Origin of the sequence: Mesorhizobium kowhaii, from assembly GCF_003253745.1 — a bacterium.
Lineage (GTDB): Bacteria > Pseudomonadota > Alphaproteobacteria > Rhizobiales > Rhizobiaceae > Mesorhizobium > Mesorhizobium kowhaii.
In genome coordinates this window covers 102,566-125,002 of record NZ_MZXV01000010.1, presented here as the reverse complement: position 1 = coordinate 125,002, position 22,437 = coordinate 102,566, and the positions used below count along the sequence as shown (strand labels likewise).

General features: G+C 62.1%; 21 protein-coding genes. 10 read left to right on the top strand and 11 right to left on the bottom strand.

The window, feature by feature from the left end; all coding sequences use genetic code 11:
- Nucleotides 1-59: 59 nt before the first annotated feature.
- The 4 genes from alaS to B5V02_RS01765 are packed head-to-tail and all read left to right on the top strand — an operon-like array spanning nt 60 to nt 5,310.
- Nucleotides 60-2,726, top strand: a complete 2,667-nt coding sequence (alaS, locus tag B5V02_RS01780) for an alanine--tRNA ligase (RefSeq protein ID WP_111542533.1) — start codon at nt 60-62, stop codon at nt 2,724-2,726.
- 10 nt (nt 2,727-2,736) lie between these two features.
- Nucleotides 2,737-4,032, top strand: a complete 1,296-nt coding sequence (locus B5V02_RS01775) for an SDR family oxidoreductase (protein WP_111542532.1) — start codon at nt 2,737-2,739, stop codon at nt 4,030-4,032.
- The gene (locus B5V02_RS01770; protein WP_111542531.1) at nt 4,029-4,517 is read left to right on the top strand and encodes a DUF2269 family protein; all 489 of its coding nucleotides are present in this window, start codon (nt 4,029-4,031) and stop codon (nt 4,515-4,517) included. Before B5V02_RS01775 ends, B5V02_RS01770 begins: the two co-directional genes overlap by 4 nt.
- 1 nt (nt 4,518) lies before the next feature.
- Nucleotides 4,519-5,310, top strand: a complete 792-nt coding sequence (locus B5V02_RS01765) for a PhzF family phenazine biosynthesis protein (protein ID WP_245445591.1) — start codon at nt 4,519-4,521, stop codon at nt 5,308-5,310.
- 38 nt (nt 5,311-5,348) lie between these two features.
- On the opposite strand, the gene B5V02_RS01760 is transcribed toward B5V02_RS01765, so the two are convergent.
- The 4 genes from B5V02_RS01760 to B5V02_RS01745 form a co-directional block, all read right to left on the bottom strand.
- Nucleotides 5,349-5,969 (bottom strand): glutathione S-transferase family protein, encoded by a 621-nt coding sequence (locus tag B5V02_RS01760; RefSeq protein WP_111542529.1) that lies wholly within the window; start codon nt 5,967-5,969, stop codon nt 5,349-5,351.
- Nucleotides 5,970-5,987: 18 nt separating this feature from the next.
- Nucleotides 5,988-7,199, bottom strand: a complete 1,212-nt coding sequence (locus tag B5V02_RS01755; RefSeq protein ID WP_111542528.1) for an NADP-dependent isocitrate dehydrogenase — start codon at nt 7,197-7,199, stop codon at nt 5,988-5,990.
- A 220-nt stretch (nt 7,200-7,419) separates the two neighbouring features.
- Entirely contained in the window at nt 7,420-8,364 is a 945-nt protein-coding gene (locus B5V02_RS01750) for a right-handed parallel beta-helix repeat-containing protein (RefSeq protein ID WP_167458332.1), read from the bottom strand.
- Between the two features lie 476 nt (nt 8,365-8,840).
- Nucleotides 8,841-9,818 carry a right-handed parallel beta-helix repeat-containing protein gene (locus B5V02_RS01745; protein WP_111542526.1) on the bottom strand — a complete coding sequence of 326 codons (978 nt, stop codon included), beginning with the start codon at nt 9,816-9,818 and terminating at the stop codon, nt 8,841-8,843.
- A gap of 584 nt (nt 9,819-10,402) precedes the next feature.
- Here B5V02_RS01745 and B5V02_RS01740 point away from each other — a divergent pair.
- The gene (locus B5V02_RS01740; protein ID WP_111542525.1) at nt 10,403-11,323 is read left to right on the top strand and encodes an RNA methyltransferase; all 921 of its coding nucleotides are present in this window, start codon (nt 10,403-10,405) and stop codon (nt 11,321-11,323) included.
- Nucleotides 11,316-12,104, top strand: a complete 789-nt coding sequence (murI, locus tag B5V02_RS01735; protein ID WP_111542524.1) for a glutamate racemase — start codon at nt 11,316-11,318, stop codon at nt 12,102-12,104. Before B5V02_RS01740 ends, murI begins: the two co-directional genes overlap by 8 nt.
- A 23-nt stretch (nt 12,105-12,127) precedes the next feature.
- Here the strand turns inward: murI and B5V02_RS01730 are convergent, their stop codons facing one another.
- Nucleotides 12,128-13,510, bottom strand: a complete 1,383-nt coding sequence (locus B5V02_RS01730; protein ID WP_111542523.1) for an RNB domain-containing ribonuclease — start codon at nt 13,508-13,510, stop codon at nt 12,128-12,130.
- A gap of 165 nt (nt 13,511-13,675) precedes the next feature.
- On the opposite strand from B5V02_RS01730, the gene B5V02_RS01725 reads away from it, so the two are divergent.
- Nucleotides 13,676-13,864 carry a DUF3008 family protein gene (locus B5V02_RS01725; protein WP_111542522.1) on the top strand — a complete coding sequence of 63 codons (189 nt, stop codon included), beginning with the start codon at nt 13,676-13,678 and terminating at the stop codon, nt 13,862-13,864.
- Nucleotides 13,865-13,982: 118 nt separating this feature from the next.
- Here the strand turns inward: B5V02_RS01725 and B5V02_RS01720 are convergent, their stop codons facing one another.
- Nucleotides 13,983-14,189: a hypothetical protein gene (locus B5V02_RS01720; RefSeq protein ID WP_245445589.1), complete on the bottom strand. Its 207-nt coding sequence runs from the start codon at nt 14,187-14,189 to the stop codon at nt 13,983-13,985.
- 366 nt (nt 14,190-14,555) lie between these two features.
- Between B5V02_RS01720 and rpsD the strand changes: the two genes are divergently transcribed.
- The 3 genes from rpsD (at nt 14,556) to B5V02_RS01705 (ending at nt 17,069) form a co-directional block, all read left to right on the top strand.
- Entirely contained in the window at nt 14,556-15,173 is a 618-nt protein-coding gene (gene rpsD / locus B5V02_RS01715) for a 30S ribosomal protein S4 (protein ID WP_027028657.1), read from the top strand.
- 185 nt (nt 15,174-15,358) lie between these two features.
- Nucleotides 15,359-16,252, top strand: a complete 894-nt coding sequence (gene ttcA, locus B5V02_RS01710) for a tRNA 2-thiocytidine(32) synthetase TtcA (protein WP_111542521.1) — start codon at nt 15,359-15,361, stop codon at nt 16,250-16,252.
- Complete coding sequence (locus B5V02_RS01705) at nt 16,242-17,069, top strand: inositol monophosphatase family protein (RefSeq protein ID WP_111542520.1); 828 nt, start codon at nt 16,242-16,244, stop codon at nt 17,067-17,069. The genes ttcA and B5V02_RS01705 overlap by 11 nt, the downstream gene beginning before the upstream one ends.
- Nucleotides 17,070-17,127: 58 nt before the next feature.
- On the opposite strand, the gene B5V02_RS01700 is transcribed toward B5V02_RS01705, so the two are convergent.
- The 5 genes from B5V02_RS01700 to purL all read right to left on the bottom strand — a co-directional run bounded on the left by B5V02_RS01700 (nt 17,128) and on the right by purL (nt 22,346).
- Nucleotides 17,128-18,396 (bottom strand): multidrug effflux MFS transporter, encoded by a 1,269-nt coding sequence (locus tag B5V02_RS01700; protein ID WP_111542519.1) that lies wholly within the window; start codon nt 18,394-18,396, stop codon nt 17,128-17,130.
- A 164-nt stretch (nt 18,397-18,560) separates the two neighbouring features.
- Nucleotides 18,561-18,896, bottom strand: a complete 336-nt coding sequence (grxD, locus tag B5V02_RS01695) for a Grx4 family monothiol glutaredoxin (protein WP_111542518.1) — start codon at nt 18,894-18,896, stop codon at nt 18,561-18,563.
- A gap of 258 nt (nt 18,897-19,154) precedes the next feature.
- Nucleotides 19,155-19,388, bottom strand: coding sequence for a BolA/IbaG family iron-sulfur metabolism protein (locus tag B5V02_RS01690; protein WP_010909092.1), 234 nt, complete (start codon nt 19,386-19,388; stop codon nt 19,155-19,157).
- A gap of 134 nt (nt 19,389-19,522) precedes the next feature.
- On the bottom strand, nt 19,523-20,044 hold the full coding sequence (locus B5V02_RS01685) for a hypothetical protein (RefSeq protein ID WP_111542590.1): 522 nt from the start codon (nt 20,042-20,044) through the stop codon (nt 19,523-19,525).
- Between the two features lie 70 nt (nt 20,045-20,114).
- On the bottom strand, nt 20,115-22,346 hold the full coding sequence (gene purL / locus B5V02_RS01680) for a phosphoribosylformylglycinamidine synthase subunit PurL (RefSeq protein ID WP_111542517.1): 2,232 nt from the start codon (nt 22,344-22,346) through the stop codon (nt 20,115-20,117).
- Between the last annotated feature and the right edge of the window lie 91 nt (nt 22,347-22,437).

The window sequence follows — 22,437 nt, the reverse complement described above, 5'->3', positions numbered from 1 at the left end:
GATACCCAGAGCCCATTTTCCGCCGGTTCGCCGGCGGTTCTCTCGAAAAGGCAGCATTCATGAGTGGCGTGAACGAGATCCGGTCGACATTTCTCGACTACTTTCGCAAGGAGGGTCACGAGATCGTCGCGTCTAGCCCGCTGGTGCCGCGCAACGATCCGACGCTGATGTTCACCAACGCCGGCATGGTGCAGTTCAAGAACGTCTTCACTGGATTGGAGAAGCGGCCCTATTCGCGCGCCTCGACCGCCCAGAAGAGCGTTCGCGCCGGCGGCAAGCACAACGACCTCGACAATGTCGGCTACACCGCGCGCCATCTGACCTTCTTCGAGATGCTGGGCAATTTCTCCTTTGGCGACTACTTCAAGGAGCGCGCCATCGAGCTCGCCTGGAACCTGATCACCAAGGAATTCGGGCTGAACAAGGACAAGCTGCTGGTCACCGTCTATCACACGGACGATGAGGCGGCCGGCTTCTGGAAGAAGATCGCCGGGTTTTCCGACGACCGCATCATTCGCATCGCGACCTCGGACAATTTCTGGGCGATGGGCGACACCGGACCTTGTGGGCCGTGCTCGGAGATCTTCATCGACCGCGGCGAACACATCTGGGGCGGCCCTCCAGGCAGCCCGGAGGAGGATGGCGACCGTTTCCTCGAATTCTGGAACCTGGTGTTCATGCAGTATGAACAGGTGACGAAGGAGGAGCGTATCGACCTGCCGCGCCCGTCGATCGACACCGGCTTGGGCCTGGAGCGCATGGCGTCCATCCTGCAAGGGGTGGAGAGCGTCTTTGAGACCGATCTGTTCCGTCACCTGATCGACGCGGCGTCGTCCGCCATCGGGCACGGTCCCGACAAGGAGACGGTCGCATCCTTCCGCGTCATTGCCGATCATTTGCGCTCGTCCTCCTTCCTGGTCGCCGATGGCGTGCTGCCCTCGAACGAAGGCCGTGGCTATGTCCTGCGTCGCATCATGCGCCGCGCCATGCGCCATGCGCAGTTGCTCGGTGCCCGCGATCCGCTGATGTGGCGCCTGGTGCCGGCCCTGGTGCGCGAGATGGGCCAGGCCTATCCGGAGCTGGTGCGCGGCGAACAGTTGATAACCGAGACCCTGAAACTCGAGGAAACGCGGTTCCGCAAGACGCTGGTGCGCGGCCTCGGCCTGCTTGCGGAGGCGACGGAAACGCTGCACGCAGGCGACATGCTGGATGGCGAGACGGCCTTCAAGCTCTACGACACTTACGGATTCCCGCTCGACCTGACGCAGGACGCGCTGCGCCAGCGCAGCATCTCGGTCGATCTTGCCGGTTTCACCAATGCCATGGAGCGGCAGAAGACCGAAGCACGCGCCCACTGGGCAGGCTCCGGTGACGCGGCCACCGAGAGTGTCTGGTTCCCGGTGCGCGAGAAGGCCGGCGCCACCGAATTCCTCGGCTACGAGACCGAGCAGGCGGAAGGCCTCATCCAGGCGCTTGTCCGGGACGGCAAGACCGTCGACAGCGCAAGCAAGGGTGACGCGGTTGCCGTGGTCGTCAACCAGACGCCGTTCTATGCCGAGTCCGGCGGCCAGATGGGCGACACCGGCGTCATTTCTGGCGAGGGCTTCTCGATCGAGATTTCCGATACGCAGAAGAAGGCCGATGGGCTGTTCGTCCATCTCGGCAAGGTGGTCAGCGGCACAGTCAAGACGGGCGCTGCCGTCGAGCTGAAGGTCGACCATATCAGGCGCTCCAGGCTACGCGCGAACCATTCCGCGACGCATCTGATCCATGAGGCGCTGCGCGAGGTGTTGGGCAGCCATGTCGCGCAGAAGGGTTCGCTGGTCGCGCCCGAGCGCCTGCGCTTCGACATCTCGCACAACAAGCCGATTTCAGCAGAGGATCTCGAAGAGGTCGAGCGCATGGCGAACGAGATCGTCGTCCAGAACGGCCCGGTGAGCACGCGCCTGATGTCGGTCGACGACGCCATTGCCGAAGGCGCCATGGCGCTGTTTGGCGAGAAGTACGGCGATGAAGTGCGCGTCGTGTCGATGGGCACCGGCCTGCATGGCGCCAAGGCCAACCGGCCCTATTCGGTCGAGCTCTGCGGCGGCACGCATGTCAGGGCGACCGGTGATATCGGTCTGGTGCGTGTCGTGTCGGACAGCGCGGTCGCCGCCGGCGTGCGCCGCATCGAGGCTTTGACCGGCGAAGCCGCACGCAAGCATCTCGACGAGCAGGACCGGCGTTTGAAATCGGTCGCCGCGACGCTGAAGATCTCGCCGGCCGACGTGCCGGCGCGTGTCGAGGCGCTGCTCGACGAGCGCAAGAAGCTCGAGAAGGAACTGTCCGAAGCGCGCAAGAAACTGGCGCTGGGCGGCGGAGCCGCGGCGGGTGCGCCGGCCGAGAACGAGACGGTGGCGGGCGTCGGCTTCCTCGGCAAGGCGGTCTCGGGTGTTTCGCCGAAGGATCTGAAGCCGCTGGCCGATGCCGGCAAGAGCTCGCTCGGTTCCGGCGTCGTCGTCTTCGTCGGCGCCGGCGAGGACAACAAGGCGAGCGTCGTGGTCGCTGTCACCGATGATCTGTTAAGCCGTTTCAGCGCCGTCGATCTGGTGCGCGTGGCCTCCGCCGCATTGGGCGGTCAGGGCGGCGGCGGGCGGCCCGACATGGCGCAGGCCGGTGGCCCCGACGCTTCGAAAGCCAGTGATGCGATCGCCGCGGTCAAGGCGGCGCTGGAGGCAGCCTGAAAGTCCCTGCATGAAGGTGCTCGTCCTTGGCGGCTACGGTCTGATCGGCGAAGCCGTCGTCGGCCGTCTGCTTCGCGACGGTCATCATGTGGCCGGCCTTGGTCGCGATGTTGTGGATGCCGAGCGGCGCTGGCCGGCGGTGCGCTGGATCGCCGCCGACATGTCGCGACTGCTTGCCGCTGAGGACTGGCTACCAGTGGTCACCGGTATGGACGCAATCGTCAATGCGGCAGGCGCCTTGCAGGACGGCCCGCGCGATCGCCTCGACGCCATCCACCGGCAGTCGGTGGTGGCGCTGGTCGCGGCATGCGAACAGGCCGGCGTGCACCGTTTTGCGCAGATTTCCGCGATCGGTGCCGACCACTCCTCTGCCGACGCTTTCTTCGACACCAAGGCGCAAGGCGACAAGGCTGTCGCAAGCTCTTCGCTGGAGTGGACGATCCTGCGTCCGGGTTTGGTGGTCGCGCCCGCCGCCTATGGCGGGACGGCACTTTTGCGCGCTCTTGCGGCCTTCCCCGGTTTTATCCCTGCCGTCATGTCGCGCCAGCCGATCCAGACCGTGGCGGTCACCGACGTTGCCGAAGCGGTCTCGCGCGCGGTCGCCGGATCGCTGCCGCCCCGTTCTGCCGTCGATCTCGTCGAAGCCGAGGCCAGACCGCTCGCCGATGTTCTCTCAGCCTTTCGGGCATGGCTTGGCCTGCCGCGGGCGAAGATCGAGCCGATACCGGCCATTGTCGGCCGGCTTGCGGCCGCCATTGCCGATGGCCTTGGCCTCCTTGGCTGGCGATCGCCTTTGCGCACCGCAGCTCTTGGCGCGCTGGCGCGTGGCGTGACGGGCCATGCCGGGCCCTGGAACGAACTTTCCGATCATCCGCTGCAGCCGCTGGAAGCAACGCTGGCCGCCATGCCGGCCCATGTTCAGGAGCGATGGTTCGCGCGCCTCTGGCTGGCAAAACCGGTCATCTTCGGCTGCCTGGCCCTGTTCTGGCTTGCTTCGGGCATCATCGGCCTGATCCGGCAAGACGAGGCCGCTTCTATTCTTGTTTCACGCGGCGTGTCGGCAAATTTCGCCCATATGTCGGTTCTTGCCGGCGGTGCTGCCGATATCCTTGTCGGCGCGGCGGTTCTGGTCCGGCCTTTGGCGCGGCGAGCGCTGCTGGCGATGATTGCCATCACGCTGTTTTACCTGGCGGCGGCGACGCTTCTCGTTCCTGAGCTTTGGCTCGCGCCGCTGGGGCCGCTGGTCAAGACGATCCCCATGCTGTGCCTGGTGCTTGTGGCGCTGGCGGTCCTCGACGAGCGATGAACCTCTGGGCCGACATACTGCGCTGGACGCATGTCATTGGCGCCACGGTTCTCTTTGGCACCGGCGCCGGGATCGCCTTCTTCATGCTGATGGCACAGCGCACCGGTCGCGCCGACCTCGTCGCCCATGTCACGGGCACGGTTGTCGTCGCCGACACCATATTCACGGCAACGGCTGTCGTGGTGCAGCCGATATCAGGCGTGCTGTTGGCACGGGCAACGGGATGGCCGCTGTCCGAGGGCTGGATTGTGCTGTCCTTGCTGCTTTATGTCGTGACGGGTCTGTTCTGGCTGCCGGTGGTCTGGATTCAGATTCGGATGCGAAATCTGGCGCGACAGGCGGCCATCGAAAATCGACCGCTGCCCGCCGAGGAAAAGCGCCTTTTTCGCATCTGGTTTGCTTGCGGCTTCCCGGCTTTCGCTGCCGTGCTTGCCATCCTTTGGCTGATGGTCGCCCGGCCGGCGATCAGTTTTTTTGGGGGATGATGTGCCCACGCTGACCATGTACCAGGTCGACGCTTTTGCCGAGAGCGCCTTTCAGGGCAACCCCGCTGCCGTCCTCATCTTGCAGGACTGGCTGGCGGACGATGTGATGCAGGCCATTGCAAACGAGAACAATCTTGCCGAAACCGCCTTTGCGCGGCCGAACGGCAAGGGCTGGGACTTACGCTGGTTCACGCCGGTTCACGAAGTCGACTTCTGTGGACACGCCACCCTGGCGACCGCCCATGTGCTGGCCTCGCAACACAACGTGGCTGATGACATGGCCTTTGCCACGCGTGTGGGCGAGTTGCGGGTCTCTCAGCGGCAAGGCGCCTACCAGCTCGATCTGCCCTGTTTTCCGCCGCAGCCTGTCGATGGCGAAACCATGCTGGCGCTGCGGGAGATTTTGGCCCCGCATCCGGTTGTGGGCTTTCGTAATTTCGAGAACCTGTTCGTCGAGCTTGCCGACGAGCCATCCGTCCGGTCCTTCGTACCCGATCTGCTCAGGATCGGAGCCTTCCACCCGCTTGGCCTGGTCATCACCGCACGCGGCCAAACGCATGATTTTGTATCCCGCTATTTCGTTCCTGGAGCTGGCATCCCCGAGGATCCGGTGACCGGCTCCATTCATGCGACGCTGGTGCCGTACTGGGCTGAAAAACTCGGCAAGACCCATCTGTCGGCGTTCCAGTGCTCACAGCGCGGCGGGCATCTGCTGTGTGATCTGGCTGGAGATCGCGTGTTGATCCTGGGCCGCGCTAAGACCTTCATGAAGGCGGAAATCTACCTTCCATAATAGACGGCGGGCAGGAATGAACGGCGGGCGGAGGCCGTTCAGGCCGCCGGACCACTCGCGGCAAAGCCTGGACGGGCCGCGATCCGGTCCCACCAGGTCTGGATCTCGGGGAACTCGGCGAGCAGCTTTTGCCCCGCACTGACCTTGATGAAATAACCGATGATCGGGGCGGCATGCAGATCGGCCAGCGTCAGTTGGTCGCCCAACAACCATGGCCCCGGCGCTTTCAGCGACGAGAGCGTCTGAAGCGCCTTGCTCGCCTGCGAAAGCCCGTTGGCGATCAGCGCCTCGTCGGGTGCCTCCTTCTCCAGCCGCTCGACGGCGACATCCCAGACCATCGACCGATAGGCATAGGCGTCGAGCATGCCGATGATCTGGTTCATCCGCGCATGGCCGCGCGGATCCTTCGGTTGCAGCGCCGGCCCGTCAAAGGCTTCGTCGACATAACGCGCAATCGCGCTCGTCTCGAAAAGGCGAAACCCGTCATGCTCGAAGGCCGGGATGCGGCCGAACGGGTGATGCTCGAAATACCAGGCGGGAATGCCCTCGGCGGCAAAGACATCGACCGGCACAAGCTCGTAGCCCTTTTCCGCGAGCACGAGGCGGACGATGCGCACATAGACGCTGTAGTCCGCGCCGTAGACGACGGGCTTCCCCATGGTCCAGGTCTCGGCCGGTTACGCCATCGCCTTCTGCAGGTTCTCGTCGATCTTGTCGAGGAAACCGGTGGTCGAGAGCCAGGGCTGGTCGGGGCCGATCAGCAGCGACAGGTCCTTGGTCATGAAACCACTCTCGACCGTTTGCACGCAGACCTTTTCCAGCGTCTCGGAAAAGCGCTTGAGCTCGGCATTGTCGTCGAGCTTGGCGCGGTGCGCGAGGCCGCGCGTCCAGGCAAAGATCGAGGCGATCGAATTGGTCGAGGTCTCCTCGCCCTTCTGGTGCTGCCGGTAGTGGCGGGTGACCGTGCCGTGCGCGGCTTCGGCTTCCACCGTCTTGCCGTCCGGTGTCATCAGCACCGAGGTCATCAGGCCGAGCGAACCAAAACCTTGCGCAACGGTGTCGGACTGCACGTCGCCGTCATAGTTCTTGCAGGCCCAGACATAGCCGCCCGACCATTTCAGGCTGGACGCCACCATGTCGTCGATCAGCCGGTGCTCGTACCACAGCTTCTTCGACTTGAACTCGGCCTCGAATTCAGCCTCGTAGACTTCCTGGAAAATATCCTTGAAGCGCCCGTCATAGGCCTTGAGGATGGTGTTCTTGGTCGACAGATAGACCGGATAGTTGCGCAGCAGGCCGTAGTTCAGCGAAGCGCGGGCAAACTCGCGGATGGAATCGTCGAGATTGTACATGGCCATGGCGACGCCGGCGCCCGGCGCATCGTAGACATCGTGCTCGATGACCTTGCCGTCGTCGCCGACGAACTTGATCGTCAGCTTGCCCTTGCCGGGAAAGCGGAAATCGGTGGCGCGGTACTGGTCGCCGAAGGCATGGCGGCCGACGATGATCGGCTTGGTCCAGCCCGGCACCAGGCGCGGCACGTTCTTCATGATGATCGGCTCGCGGAAGATCGTGCCGCCGAGGATGTTGCGGATGGTGCCGTTCGGCGACTTCCACATCTTCTTCAGTTTGAATTCCTCGACGCGCTGCTCGTCGGGCGTGATCGTCGCGCATTTCACGCCGACGCCGTATTTCTTGATGGCGTTGGCCGAATCGATGGTCACCTGGTCATTGGTAGCGTCACGGTGCTCGACGCTGAGATCGTAATATTCAAGCTTGAGGTCGAGATAAGGGTGGATCAGCTTGTCCTTGATGAACTGCCAGATGATGCGGGTCATCTCGTCGCCGTCGAGTTCGACGACCGGGTTCGCCACCTTGATCTTCGCCATGGAAAGAATGCCTCGTTCAACAGTTGGGTGATGGCGGGGCCGACCCCGCCAGGGTAGGGACTTCGCCTATAGCAAAGCGATTCGAGCGGTGCAAACCGATGGCAGCGGAAGACGCAGGCTTCTGCTGTAGCGATCGGTAACAAAAAAGCGATGCCGCACTTACCCCTTGAGGGCAGGCGGCATCGCCTTTGTTTCATGCTGCCGCGGAGGCGGCAGGCGCTTATTGCAGCGGCGTACCACCAGGGCCCGGGAAGGCGGTGAGCGGTGTACCGTCGGCTACGTTGCCGGAGATCATGTTGTTCTTGAACGACTGGACGGCGCCGCTACCGGTATTGCTGACCCCGGTGACATTGCCGAACACCGTCGATCCGCCGAGAAAGGCGATGGCGCTTCCGTTGCCGCTGGCAGCGGCACCGTTCGCGTTGACGCCGGTGCCCGCATTGGCGCTGATCGTGTTGCCGACAATCGTCGCGCGCACCGGCGATGCCGCGGCGATGGATTTGATCGCCACGCCGTTGCCGGTGTTGCCGCTGATAAGGCTGCCGGTCAGCGTCATGTTCATGGCAACGGTGTTGCCGGTGCCGTCGACAAGAATGCCGCTGCCGCTGTTGGTAATTTCCACCTTCGAAAGGATGGCATTGATTCCAACGGCCCCAGTCGTCTTGATGAGAACGCCTTCAGCGCCTGCCTCGGCTATGCGTGTGTTGGTTATGTAGAGTTCGCTGTTTGCGGTGGGAAGAAATTCGACGCCGTTGCTGGCAAACCGCTCGATGTTGCAGTCCTCGATATGCAGTTGACCTTGACCGACCATACGCACGCCGTCGAGGCCGGTGCCCACACCGAATATGTCGAGGCCGCGAAGATGAACCGCGGCGCCGGCAGGCGCGTTGACGATGATGGCGTTCGTACCACTGACGAGCACACCCGCTTCAGTGTTCCTGCAGTCGATGGTGATGGATTTGGTGATGGTGACCCCGCCAAAACCGCCAGGGTCGATACAGTTGATTTCACCACTTACCGCCGTCTTCGAGATAGCACCGGCAAATGTCTTGCAAGGTGCCGTTCGGCTGCACGGATTGGCGTCGTCACCAACGCCGGAAACCCACGTCCGTGTCGCTTGCGCGGAAGCTGGCGCAATCAGGAAGGCTGACGCCAGTGCCAACACAGCGAGTGAAAGGAAAAACCGTACAATTTTCAATTGCCCCTCCTAGATTTTGGCCAACGCCCTCGTCGGCCATGGAAACCCGTGTCGAGATGCTTGGGGCATAAATAAATGACGGGAGCGTGCAAGACACACTCCATCTTCCAAATACCAACCGTCGATACAGATTGAAAACCCAAGCGGCTGGGAGCCTACCTTTTTCTAATTTGATTCTCCAGTGACGCGATGCGTCATCGTAAATAAATATGCATTCGGATCGTAGATGATTTTTACAAATGGAAAATATCGTCAATACCGACAGCGGGCACGGGCGGGTCCATTTGTCGACGGTTTGGGCCGCCATGGTCGAGCGGTGCAACCGGGCAGCGGAAGACGCAGGCTTCTGCTGTGGCGGTCGGGAACAAAGAGGCGATGCCGCACTACCCCGTGAGGGCAGCCGGCATCGCCTTTGTTCATGCTGCCGCGGAGGCGGCGGTCGCTTATTGCAGCGGCGTACCGCCAGGGCCCGCGAAGGCGGTGAGCGGTGTGCCGTCGGTTAAGTTGCCGGAGATCATGTTGTTCTTGAACGACTGGACGGCGCCGCTCCCGGTATTGCTGACCCCGGTGACATTGCCGAACACCGTCGATCCGCCGAGAAAGGCGATGGCGCTTCCGTTGCCGCTGGCAGCGGCACCGTTCGCGTTGACACCGGTGCCGGCATTGGCGCTGATCGTGTTGCCGGTAATCGTCGCGCGCACCGGCGATGCCGCGGCGACGGATTTGACCACCACGCCGCTGCCGGTATTGCCGCTGATAAGGCTGTTGGTCAGTGTCATGTTCATGGCCACGGTGTTGCCGGTGCCGTCGACAAGAATGCCACTGGCGCTGTTGGTAATTTCCACCCTCGAAAGGATGGCATTGATCCCAACGGCCCCAGTCGTTTTGATGAGAACGCCTTCAGCGCCTGTCTCGGCTATGCGCGTGTTGGTTATGTAGAGTTCGCTGTTCCCGTTGGCGAGAAATTCGACGCCGTTGCCGGCCATCCGCTCTATGTTGGAATCCTCGATATGCAATTGACCCTGGCCGATCATACGCACGCCGTCGAGGCCGTTGCCCACACCGTTTATGCTGATGCCGCGAAGATGCACTGAGGAGCCGACGGGCGTATTGACGACGATGCCGTTCACGAGGGACGCGAGCACACCACCTTCCGTGGTTTTGCAGTCGATGGTGATGGATTTGGTGATGGTAACCGCGCCAAAGCCGCCCGGGTCGAGACAGTCGATTTCGCCGGCCGTCGCCGTCTTCGAGATGGCGCCGGCAAACGTCTTGCAAGGTGCGGTTCGGCTGCACGGATTGGCGTCGTTGCCAACGCCGGAAACCCACGTCCGTGTCGCTTGCGCGGAAGCTGGCGCAATCAGGAAGATCGACGCCAGAACCAATACAGCGAGTGAAAGGAAAACCCGTACGACGTTCATTTACCCCTCCTAGGTTTTGGCTGACGCTTCGTCGGCCATTGAATCCCGTGTTGGATGCTTGGGGCATAGCTAAATGACAGGAGCGTGCAAAACACACTCCATCGTTCAAAATACTATTCGTCGATAAAAATTGAACCCAAGCGGTTTCGATATTACCGCTTTCTAAATTGGTTTCCCAGTCACGCGATGCGTCATCGTAAATAAATGTTCATTCGGATCGTAGATGATTTCTACAAATGGAAAATATCGTCAATAGCAACAGCGAGCACGGGCCGATCCATTTGTCAGCGGTTTGGGGGCGTCATGGTTGAGCCATTTGCCGCAATGAGACCAGATGTCTTGTCGCTAACAGCACGAGTGCGGTGCCGCATCCCACCAATCTCTTGAGGGACGGAGTGCGCAGCTCATCTGCTTGTACAAGCCTGGCATCTGCGCGAACCCCCGGTGACGCGCATCTGGATTTTTCGCGCAAACCAGGGGGAGCGACATAAGGGTATTTGTCAGTCAGACGGCCGATAACTCTTCAAAAAGCCGCATCGATATGGCAGGACGCGCAGACTTCGTGGCGCAATCACCTGGAACACATGGCAGGAACGGACTTTCAGCGCGGCCTCGCCGGCCCGGCGATCATCCTCGTCGAGCCGCAGCTCGGTGAGAACATCGGCATGGTGGCTCGTGCCATGGCCAATTTCGGCCTGTCGGAGCTGCGCTTGGTCAACCCTCGCGACGGTTGGCCGAGCGAGAAGGCGCGCGCGGCCGCCAGCCGCGCCGACCATGTTATCGACGCCGTGAAAGTGTTCGACGATCTGGCCTCGGCGCTCGCCGATCTGAACTTTGTTTTCGCAACCACGGCCAGGCAGCGCGATGGCTTCAAATCCGTGCGCGGCCCTGTGGAAGCGGGCAGGGTGCTCCGGACCCGTCACGCAATGGGGCAGCGCACCGGCATCCTGTTCGGCCGCGAGCGCTTCGGCCTCTACAATGACGAGGTCGGCCTTGCCGACGAGATCGTCACCTTCCCGGTCGATCCCGATTTCTCCTCGCTCAACATCGCCCAGGCGGCCTTGCTGATGTCCTATGAATGGATGAAGTCCGGCCTGGAAGACGAGACCAGAACCAATTTTTCCGGTCCGGACATGAAGCCGGCAAGCAAGGAAGAACTGCACGGCCTGTTCGCCTATCTCGAAGGCGCGTTGGAAGCGCGCGGTTATTTCCGTCCCGCAGCGAAAAAGCCGAAGATGGTCGACAATCTGCGCGCCGTGCTGACGCGCGCCGGCTTTGCCGAGCCGGAGCTGAAGGTGCTGCGTGGCATCATTTCGTCCTTGGACAGGTTTTCACCGGCGATGCCGCGTGGCGAGGGATCGCCGGGCGACGATCCAAGACGATTGCCGGCGGCCGTGGCGCGCGCCCGCAAGGCGGAAGGCGATCGCCTGGCAGACAAGGCCACCGGCACCGGTAAAGACGACGACATGCCGCCGCTCGGTGGAAAGGGAACCGACAATGACTGAGCGGCCGATCCTGATGTTCGATTCCGGCATCGGCGGGCTCACCGTGCTGCGCGAGGCGCGCGTGCTGATGCCTGACCGCCGCTTTGTCTATGTCGCCGATGATGCCGCCTTTCCCTATGGCGCCTGGGAGGAACCGGCCCTCAACGCCCATATCCTTGACCTGTTCGGCGCGCTGCTGGAAAAATTCCAGCCCGAGATTTCGGTCATCCCGTGTAACACCGCCTCGACGCTGGTGATCGACGCGTTGCGCGAGAAATTCCCCGGCCACCCCTTTGTCGGCACGGTGCCGGCGATCAAGCCGGCGGCGGAACGTACGCGCTCAGGGCTCGTCTCGGTGCTGGCGACACCGGGCACGGTCAAGCGTCAATACACGCGCGACCTGATCAGCAAATGGGCGCAGAAATGCCATGTGCGGCTCGTCGGCTCGGACCGGCTGGCACCGCTGGCGGAAATCTACATGCGCGAGGGGTTCGTCGACGAGGAGATCGTCCGCAAGGAGATCGCGCCATGCTTCGTCGAGAAGGACGGCGCCCGCACCGACATCGTCGTGCTCGGCTGCACGCATTATCCGTTCCTGGCCAATCGCATGCGCAAGACCGCGCCCTGGCCGGTCGACTGGATCGATCCGGCCGAAGCGATCGCCCGCCGCGCCATGTCGCTGCTGGCACCGGTCGACGGGCCATTGCCGGTGGGTGAGCCTGATATTGCGGTCTTCACTTCCGGCAAGGTGGATTTCGCCACCAGCCGGCTGATGCAGGGGTTCGGGCTGGTCGTGAGCTAGATGGCGGCGGAAACGTCTGCCACTTAAACAGGTTCGAAGACGATGCTGCGTTGATCTGGATCGGCCAAGACCAGCCTTAGCGTCAGATCGTCGCCCTGTCTAAGCCCGGAGGCCTTTACGTTGGCAACGACAGGCATGTCGGCAAGCTGAACGCGCACGCCATGGTCGACGACGTCGGTGACAGCAGCTTTGAACGTCTCGCCCTCGCGTCCCTTCAGCATTACCGCCTCGGCAAGGTCGATGGCCGCGTGGTTGATCTGCGAAGCGTGGCTATCCGCACGCCCCATCACCTGCGGCAATCTGGCGAACGCGTCGGTGACAGCCTGGGACACCGGCTGGCCATTGGCGATGGCCAGCGCGCAGCGCACGACGTAGCGATCGGCCAGTCGTCTGAGTGGCGCCGTTGCATGGGCATATGTCGCTGCCATCGCCTCATGCCAAGGGACAACACCTTCTTTGTAGGGTTGGTAGGATGCGCCGGCGCTTGCATGGCGGATTTCCAACATCAGCGCCGCCTGTTGCGGATCGGTCGGGTCAAGGGTTCGCTGATAGTCGCGCAAGCTGGTGGAGGCCGGCCAAGACAGCCCGAGAGCCTGTGCCGCGCTGCGCAGTCTTTGGACCCTGAAAGCATCTGGCTCCGACATCACCCGAAACAACCCGGTATGATGCGCAAACATGGCGTCGGCAATCGCCATGTTTGCAGCCAGCGAAAGCGCGGCGTTGTCTTGCTCGGATTGCAGCAGCGGTCTGAACGAAAGCCGGAATGTACCATCGGCGAGCCTTTCAACCTCCTGCTCGGGTGGGTCGACGCGCGAAGCACCACGACGCTTTTCGTTCATTGCCATGCGTCGCGCCATTTCGGCGAAGCCGGCCGGAACGTCGGAGGCCTTCACACTGTCATAGGCGAGCTTCGCGCGGCTTTGAATGATTGCCCGCTCCGCGCCGTCCAACTTCGCCGCACCGTCCTGCGCAACCCGAACCGTGAAGACAACCGCTGGCCGCGATCCATCCGGCAACAGGCTCGCTGCAGCCTCGGCAATTACCGGCGGGTAGAGCCCGGCCTTGCCGTCCGGCAAGTAAAGCGTCTCGCCCCGCGTCCAGGCTTCGAGATCGACCGCGTCACCGTCCTCGACGAACCAGGCTACGTCGGCAATGGCGTAATGCAGCAGAAGATCGCCGCCACTCGCCTCGATTGAGAACGCCTGATCAAGATCGGTGGAGCTCGCCGGATCGAGCGTGACGAAGGGCATCGCTGTTCGATCGGCATGCTGGTTGGGCACACGTTTGGCCGCCGCCTCCGCGGCGGCCACTACGACTACCGGAAATCCATCTGGCACGTGGAATTCGGTGCGGATTTTCGCCAGGCCAGTGGAGAGAGCTTGTGAGGGATCGGTCAGAGATTTCATTCAGCCGTCCTACACTGGGGTTCCAGACACGGGAAGGCTGCCAACGAAAATCGCCAGGCCTGACCACGTGGCGAACTGGCACCAAGCGGGCCGGGAACCGAGCCACCGGGGCTGGAACCGTCACCGAAGCGGGGCGTTTCTTCTGAGAGCAACGGAGAAACAGCCATGCCAGCCACCTCGAAAGCCCAGCAGAAAGCCGCCGGCGCCGCTTTGTCGGCCAAGCGCGGCGAGACCAAAAAGAGCGAGCTCAAAGGCGCTTCAAAGGGAATGTATGAATCGATGAGCGAAAAGCAGCTCGAGGAATTCGCCGAGACGAAGCGCAAGGGTCTGCCGGAAAGGAAATCGGACAGCTGACCCCGGTCGCGTGTCGTGTGGGAGAGAAGCACCAAAGTGAAAGCCCGCGGATAAAACCGCGGGCTTCGATCATTGCGATGGATGGGTTATTTCCCGGTCAACCGGGCCCGGACTGATATCACCAGCCGTGGCAGCGCCGTACCCTGTGGACGATCACTCTGCGGTGACCATGCCGCCACACCACTCTCTTCGTCACGATGATGCGGCAAACCTGATGGTGTCCGTGCCAATGACGCGCCATCGCCGGTTCCGGCGCCACCGCCATCGAGCCCGCAAGCACCGCAGCGCCTGCCAGGGTAAGGAAGAATTTCTTCACAAGAATCATGCTGCTCTAGCTCCAGTCCCTTCCTGGTGCCGTTGGCGCAAACCTGCCGCCATATCCGGCATCGCATCTACGCTCAGATCGGTATAGGGTTGCATTCCGTTGCGCTATTCAAAAGCTTGACACCGGTTAAATCTCGGTTTAACCAGCCGCCACCACCGGGCAGCGATGTCCGGTGTTTGTTTTGTATGCGCAAGATCAGAGTGCCTAGTCGTTTCTGATCTTGTTTGAAATGACGTGTCCCGTGGGTTTTCCGCCGCGTTGCGTGGGAAAACCCTGTCAGGTCTCGAAAACGGAGGCCAGAGGAGGGCGCGTTTCCTTCACCCGGACCATGAGGTTCCGGGTGTGTTGTTTTGAAAAGGGAATGCGATGAGCAAGCGCGAATCCGCGAAGTACAAGATCGACCGCCGTCTTGGCGAAAATATCTGGGGCCGCCCGAAATCCCCGGTCAACAAGCGTGAATACGGTCCCGGCCAGCATGGTCAGCGCCGCAAGGGCAAGCTTTCCGATTTCGGCCTGCAGCTGCGCGCCAAGCAGAAGCTGAAGGGTCACTATGGCGACGTTTCGGAAAAGCAGTTCCGCAAGGTCTATGAAGAGGCCGATCGCCGCAAGGGCGATACCTCCGAGAACCTGATCGGTCTGCTCGAGTCGCGTCTTGACGCGGTCGTCTACCGCTCCAAGTTCGTGCCGACGATTTTCGCCGCCCGTCAGTTCGTCAACCACGGCCACGTCAACGTCAACGGCAAGCGCGTCAACATCGGCTCGTACCGCTGCAAGCCGGGCGACGTCATCGAAGTCCGCGAAAAGTCGAAGCAGTTGGTCATCGTTCTGGAATCGGTGGGTTTGGCCGAACGCGACGTGCCGGACTACATCGAAGCCGATCATAACAAGATGGTCGCGACCTTCTCGCGCATTCCCGGCCTGGCTGACGTTCCGTTCGCCGTGCAGATGGAACCGAACCTGGTCGTCGAATTCTATTCGCGCTAAGCGACGAATTCAATTCGCGCTGAGCGAACGCATTTGCGACACCATCCAAAGGCCGCCCGTCGAGGCGGCCTTTTCTTTGTCTGCCATGTCCGCTAATCCGGGCGCTCCGAGCAATTCCAGGAAAGTGGGAACCGGTTTTCCGTCCGGAATTGCTCCGAACAAAGTGTCCACGAAAGCGACATGCCATGAACATGCTGCCAGACATCGAAACGCTTGACCCGATTGCCGACAGCGAAGGCGGCTTCCATCCGCTGTTTGCCGATGTGCCGTCCTCGGTCGAGTTCAACAAATTGCGCAAGCGGCTGCTGCGTCTCACCCGCCAGGCCATCGAGGATTTCTCGATGGTCAAGCCCGGCCAGCGCTGGCTCGTAGCCCTCTCAGGCGGCAAGGATTCCTACGGGCTGCTCGCCGTGCTGCTCGACCTCAAATGGCGCGGGCTGTTGCCTGTCGATTTGCTGGCCTGCAACCTGGACCAGGGCCAGCCGAATTTCCCCAAACACATCCTGCCCGACTATCTCGACAGCCACGCCATACCGCACCGGATCGAGTATCAGGACACCTATTCCGTCGTCACCGACAAGCTGCCCGAGGGCAGCACCTATTGCTCGCTCTGCTCGCGGCTCAGGCGTGGCCATCTCTATCGCATCGCGCGGGAAGAGGGATGCTCGGCGCTGGTGCTTGGCCACCATCGCGAGGACATTCTGGAGACCTTCTTCATGAACCTGTTCCATGGCGGCCGTCTCGCCGCCATGCCGCCAAAACTGCTCAACGACGAGGGCGACGTCATGGTGCTGCGGCCGCTGAGCTACTGCGCCGAAACCGACCTTGAGAAATTTGCCGCGGCGATGCGGTTCCCGATCATTCCCTGCGATCTCTGCGGCAGTCAGGAAGGCCTGCAGCGCAACGCCATGAAGGCGATGCTCGAGGATATCGAAAGGCGCATGCCCGGCCGCAAGGACACCATGCTGCGTGCGCTGTCCAACGGCAGGCCATCGCACCTGCTCGACAGAAAACTGTTCGACTTCGCCGCGCTCAACGACACCCTCACCACCAGGCAAGATATTTCCAATGACATTTGACGACACCGCGATCGACTGGCTGGCCGGCATTCTGGCCGAGGCAGCCCAGGCCGAGATCATGCCGCGCTTTCGCCGGCTGGGCGACGGCGACGTCCGGCAGAAGACCTCGGCCGCCGATCTGGTGACCCAGGCCGACGTGAATGCCGAGCGCCTGATCACCACCAGGCTGCGCGAGCGTTATCCTTCGGCGATGGTGGTCGGCGAGGAAGCCTGTTCCGACGATCCGGCGCTGCTCGATGGCCTGGGCGATGCCGATCTGGCTTTCGTCATCGACCCGGTGGACGGCACTTTCAACTTCGCATCCGGCGTGCCGCTGTTCGGCGTCATGTTGGCGGTCGTGGTCAAGGGCGAAACCGTTGTCGGCATCATCCACGATCCGGTCGGCAAGGACTGGCTGATTGGCGCCAAGGGCGCCGGCAGCCATATCAGGCATGCGCATGGCAGTCTGGAAAAGGTGCACGTAGCGGCGCCTGCGCCGATCTCGGAAATGACCGGCTCTGTCTCCTGGCAATACATGCCTGAGCCGGAGCGGTCGCGGCTGGCGCGCAACCAGACGAAGATCCTGTCGCAATTCGCCTATCGCTGCGCGGCGCACGAATACCGCCTCTTGGCCAGCGGCCATGCCCATTTCGTCGTCTACAACAAGCTGATGCCGTGGGATCATCAGGCCGGTGTGCTGATCCATGCCGAGGCCGGCGGCCACGCCGCGCGTTTCGACGGCAGCGCCTATCTGCCCTCGCATCTCGGCGGTGGTCTGCTTGTCGCACCGGATAGGGAAAGCTGGCAGGTTCTACGCCGCGAACTCTGGGCAGAATAGATTCCTGCGGTCAGCGTTGAACCGGCAGGTTGTTCGGCTGAAAGATCGAAACAATAATTTAATGCAAGTCGGTGATGTGCCCTGAGACGGGTGGGTTGTGCGGCTGGAACATCTTGCCGCGCTCGGCAATGAAAATCATCAGCAGCGCTGCGACCGAGACGCTGCAGAAGCCGGCGGCCAATGGCGTCACCGTGCCGTTGAAAGCCTGACCGATCAGCGTGCCGAGAATGCCACCGAGAAAGGTCTGCATGAAGCCCAGTATGGACGACGCCGTGCCGGCCAGTTGGCCGAGCGGTTCCATCGCAAGCGCGTTGAAATTGGCGCCGAGTGCACCGAACGGCAGCATGGCGCCGGCAAAGAAGGTGATGAAAAGCCAGAGTGGCATCTTCATTTCAAGCGAAACGACCAGCCAGGCGAGGCTGATGACCAGAAACAACAGCAGCGCGCTCTGCGACAGGCGGCGCATGCCGATGCGGCCGACAAGGCGCGAGTTCAGATAGTTGGAGAAAGCAAGCACGCCCGCAACCCCGGCGAAGATGACCGGGAACATCTCGCCGACGTTGAACATGTCGACATAAATCTGCTGCGCCGAGGCGATGAAGCCGAACATGGCGCCGAAGACGAAAGTGCTGGCGAAGGCGTAGCAGAGTGCTATGCGATTGGTCAGCACGATGTGGAACCCGCCGACGACGGATGAAACCGTCAGTGGCCTGCGATACTCCGGATGCAGCGTTTCTGGCAGGCGCAGCAGCGACCACGCCGACACGATCAGAGCGCCGACCGCCATGGTGACGAAGATCCAATGCCAGGTTGCGAACAGCATGATGAACTGGCCGATGCCGGGAGCAATGACCGGTATCGCCATGAACACCATGAAGATCAGCGACATCACCTCGGCCATGCGCCGGCCATCGAACGTATCACGCACGATCGAGACGGCAATGACGCGGGTCGCGGCCGCACCAATGCCTTGCACGGCCCGGCACAGCAGAAGCGTTTCAAAGCTTGGCGCAACAGCGGCCGCTGCGGCGGCGGCGACATAGATCACCAGCCCGGCAACCAGCGGCGCGCGCCGTCCGAAACGATCCGAGATCGGACCGAAGAAAAGCTGGCCGCCGCCGAAGCCCAGAATATAGGCTGTTATGACATATTGCCGATGGTTTTCATTCTCGACGCCGAGCGAAGCGCCGATCTGCTGCAGGGCCGGCAGCATGATGTCGATGGCCAGCGAGTTCAGCGCCATTAGCGCGGCGCACAGCGCGATGAACTCCCAGCGCGGAATGGGCAGCTTGCTCGCCGATTGCGGCGCTACTGATGGCTGGTCCACGGCAAGTCCGATCTCTCAAACGAAAAACGCGCCGGCGGGCCGGCGCATTGGCTCGTCCTGGTCCCGATATCCGGGACATAAAATTGCCGAGGTGGGGCTGCCCTGGCGCCTGGTGCACGAACCGAAAATCGACATCGATTTTCGGTTCATGCAAGAAACTGAAATCAGGCGGCGCCTTTGACGCTTACGCCCTTCTCGACGAGGAACGTCTGCAGTTCGCCTGCCTGGAACATCTCGCGGATGATGTCGCAGCCGCCGACGAATTCACCCTTGACGTAAAGCTGCGGGATTGTCGGCCAATTGGAATATTCCTTGATGCCTTGGCGCAGCTCGGCCGAGGTCAGCACGTCCACGCCTTTGTAGTCGGCGCCGATATAGTCGAGGATCTGGACGACCTGGCCGGAAAATCCGCACTGCGGAAAACCGGGCGTGCCCTTCATGAAAAGGACGACGTCGTTGCCCTTCACTTCGTTGTCGATGTAGTCGTTGATACCGCTCATGGAACATCCTTTCCCGCCTGTGGGAGTCAGGCTCGAAACATACCTTTCAAATAAACCCAACGATTGCTCGAAACAAGACGTTAGCCGTGCCGCGGCTGAAATGGCGCAAAGGATGGGCCGTGTTGGGCCAAGCGGCTGTTGCGACACCGGTCTCCAATCGGATGTCAGCGTGCCGATGTTATTTGCTGGCCACGCACGCAGATGAACGCCGGCGCTAGGCTCAGTTCGGCAAAACCGGGGGGCGGCGGTTTATGCGGATTAGTCGGGAACGCTGGTCTGCAGCGCCAGCGCGTGCAGCACGCCGCCCATATTGCCCTTCAGCGCGTCATAGACCATCTGGTGCTGCTGGACGCGGCTCTTGCCGCGAAAGCTCTCTGCCACCACCTCGGCCGCGTAATGGTCGCCATCACCGGCCAGATCGCGGATCGTCACCTTGGCGTCCGGAATGCCGTCCTTGATCAGTTTTTCGATGTCGTGGGCATCCATTGCCATGGCAAAATCCTGTTTCGAGCGGCCGGTAGCCGACCATCTGATAAGAGTCGGGCGAGCCTAAAGCCTTTCTGGTCCGGATTGAAGCCGTTCAGTCCTGCCACAGGCAAGAAGACCCGGAGCCCTCAAGGGCAGACCTAGGCTGGTGGGCTTGCTTCGTCCTCGGCAGCATCCTCGCGCGTCGAAAAAGCGCGGCCAAGGCTAAAGGCCAGCACATAGAGCGGAACGTTGATAATCAGGCTGACGATGGGGAGATAGCTCGTCATTCGCCAGAACGGCGAGAAGAATGGCTGACCGTAGCCATCGCAGACAAGCGAGGAGCCGTATTCCCACAGCGCTCCAACGACCACCGCGGCGGCGAAAAGCTTGATGCAGGTGACAATATGCCTTGCTCGCGCGGGCTCCGGCAAAAGCCGGCCCCATAGCACCAGGCACAGGATCGGAACGGCATAGATCAAGTTCTGTACCGCAAGCATCGGAATGGTGCCGTTGGCCGCGGCGAGGAACTCGGCACGTGTTTCCAGCCGGGCGCAAACCTCGCTCGAGGTCGTCGACAGCAGGAAAAAGACGAACGGCCCGAGGAACCAGAAGAAGAACAGCGACGGCCAGAAAACGACTGCAAGCAGCGCCTGGGCAGCCAGTTTCCTGTGATTGAGCATGATCTCTGGACAAAACGGTTTTCCGTTTGTCCGAGAAAACCGGTTTCCACTTTTCGGGATCATGCTCTCGTCAACTGGCCTGATCCATGAAGCGGGGGAACCAGCCTTCGTGCGCGGCGCTCAGTTCGCTGACCGGGATCGCCCGCGCCTCGCCAAGCTTCAGCGCGCTGCCGCCGGTCGAGCCGATCCATGGCGCGAAGATGCCGAGTTCGCCTTGCTGCTTACGGATGGCGTCCCATTCATCACTATCCGGATCGATCGACAGCGTCAGGAGATAGCGCCCCTGATCCTCACCGAACCAGACCGGGATCGGATCGGTGCCGACAAGCCCGGGGACGGTGGCGCCGATGCCGGACGCCATCGCCATTTCGGCCAGGGCCACGGCGATGCCGCCGTCGGAAACGTCATGCGCCGCCGTGACGATGCCGGACGCAATCAACGCGCGCACATGGTCGCCGACGCGTTTTTCATGCTCGAGGTCGACCGGGGGCGGCGGGCCGTCGCTGCGCCCATGGATATCGCGCATATAGACCGATTGGCCGAGATGCGTTCCCCAGAAAGCGGGCGCACCAACCAGCAGGATCATCTGGCCTTGCGCCGCAAAGCCGGTTCGCACCATCTTCGACCAGTCGGCGATCAGACCGACACCGCCGATGGTCGGCGTCGGCAGGATGCCCTGGCCGTTGGTCTCGTTGTAGAGCGAGACGTTGCCGGAGACGATCGGGAAGCCGAGTGCGCGGCAGGCGTCGCCGATGCCTTTCACCGCGCCGACCAGCTGGCCCATGATCTCAGGCCGTTCCGGATTGCCGAAATTGAGGTTGTCTGTGGCCGCCAGCGGCAGCGCGCCGGTGGCGGTCAGGTTGCGCCAGCATTCGGCCACCGCCTGCTTGCCGCCCTCATAAGGGTCGGCTTCGCAATAGCGCGGCGTGACGTCGGAGGAGAAAGCGAGCGCCTTGGTGGGATGGCCGTCGACGCGCACCACGCCGGCGTCGCCGCCGGGAAGCTGCAGCGAATTGCCCTGGATCAGCGTGTCATATTGCTCCCAGACCCAGCGGCGCGACGAAAGATCCGGTCCGCCGAGCAGCTTCAACAGCGCATCGGCCACATCGGCCTGCGGAACGTCGTTGGCGGCAAGCGGCGCCGGCTTTTTGGATTCGACCCAAGGCCTGTCGTATTCCGGTGCCTTGTCGCCAAGATCCTTGATCGGCAGGTCGGCGACCTCGTCGCCCTGGTGCAGCACGCGAAAACGCAGATCGTCGGTGGTCTTGCCGACGATGGCGAAGTCGAGCCCCCATTTGTGGAAGATCGCCTCGGCTTCCTTTTCCTTTTCGGGGCGCAGCACCATCAGCATGCGCTCCTGGCTTTCCGACAGCATCATCTCATAGGCGCTCATGCGCTCTTCGCGTACCGGCACCTTGTCGAGATCGAGCTCGATGCCGAGATCGCCCTTGGCGCCCATCTCGACCGCGGAGCAGGTGAGGCCGGCCGCGCCCATGTCCTGGATGGCGATGACCGCACCCGAGGCCATCAGTTCGAGGCAGGCCTCGAGCAGGCACTTTTCGGTGAAGGGATCGCCGACTTGCACGGTCGGGCGCTTCTCGTCGATCTTGTCGTCGAATTCGGCCGACGCCATGGTGGCGCCACCGACGCCGTCGCGGCCGGTCTTGGCGCCGAGATAAACGACCGGCAGGCCGACGCCCTTGGCTTCCGACAGGAAGATCGCGTCTGTCTTGGCGATGCCGGCAGCAAAAGCGTTGACCAGGATGTTGCCGTTGTACCGGGCGTCGAAATTGACCTCGCCGCCGACCGTCGGCACGCCGAAGGCGTTGCCGTAGCCGCCGACGCCGGAAACCACACCGGAGACGAGGTGCCTGGTCTTGGGATGGTCAGGCGCGCCGAAGCGCAGCGCATTCATCGCCGCGATCGGCCGCGCGCCCATGGTGAAGACGTCGCGCAATATGCCGCCGACGCCGGTCGCCGCACCTTGATAGGGCTCGATGAACGAGGGATGGTTGTGGCTCTCCATCTTGAAGACGACGCAGTCGCCGTCGCCGATGTCGACCACGCCGGCATTCTCGCCCGGCCCCTGGATCACCTGCGGGCCTGTCGTCGGCAAGGTGCGCAGCCATTTCTTCGAGGATTTGTACGAACAATGCTCGTTCCACATCGCCGAGAAGATGCCGAGTTCGGTGAAGCTCGGCTCGCGCCCGACGAGGTCGAGGATGCGCTGATACTCGTCGGGCTTCAGCCCATGCGCGGCGATGAGCTCGGGGGTGATCGGCACGGAATTGGAAATGGTCATGGGCGGCGATTTGTATCCGGGGCGTTGGGATTTGAGTCCCGTCTTATCGCAAGCTTTGAGGCCGATACACCCATGGATCGACGAAAAACGC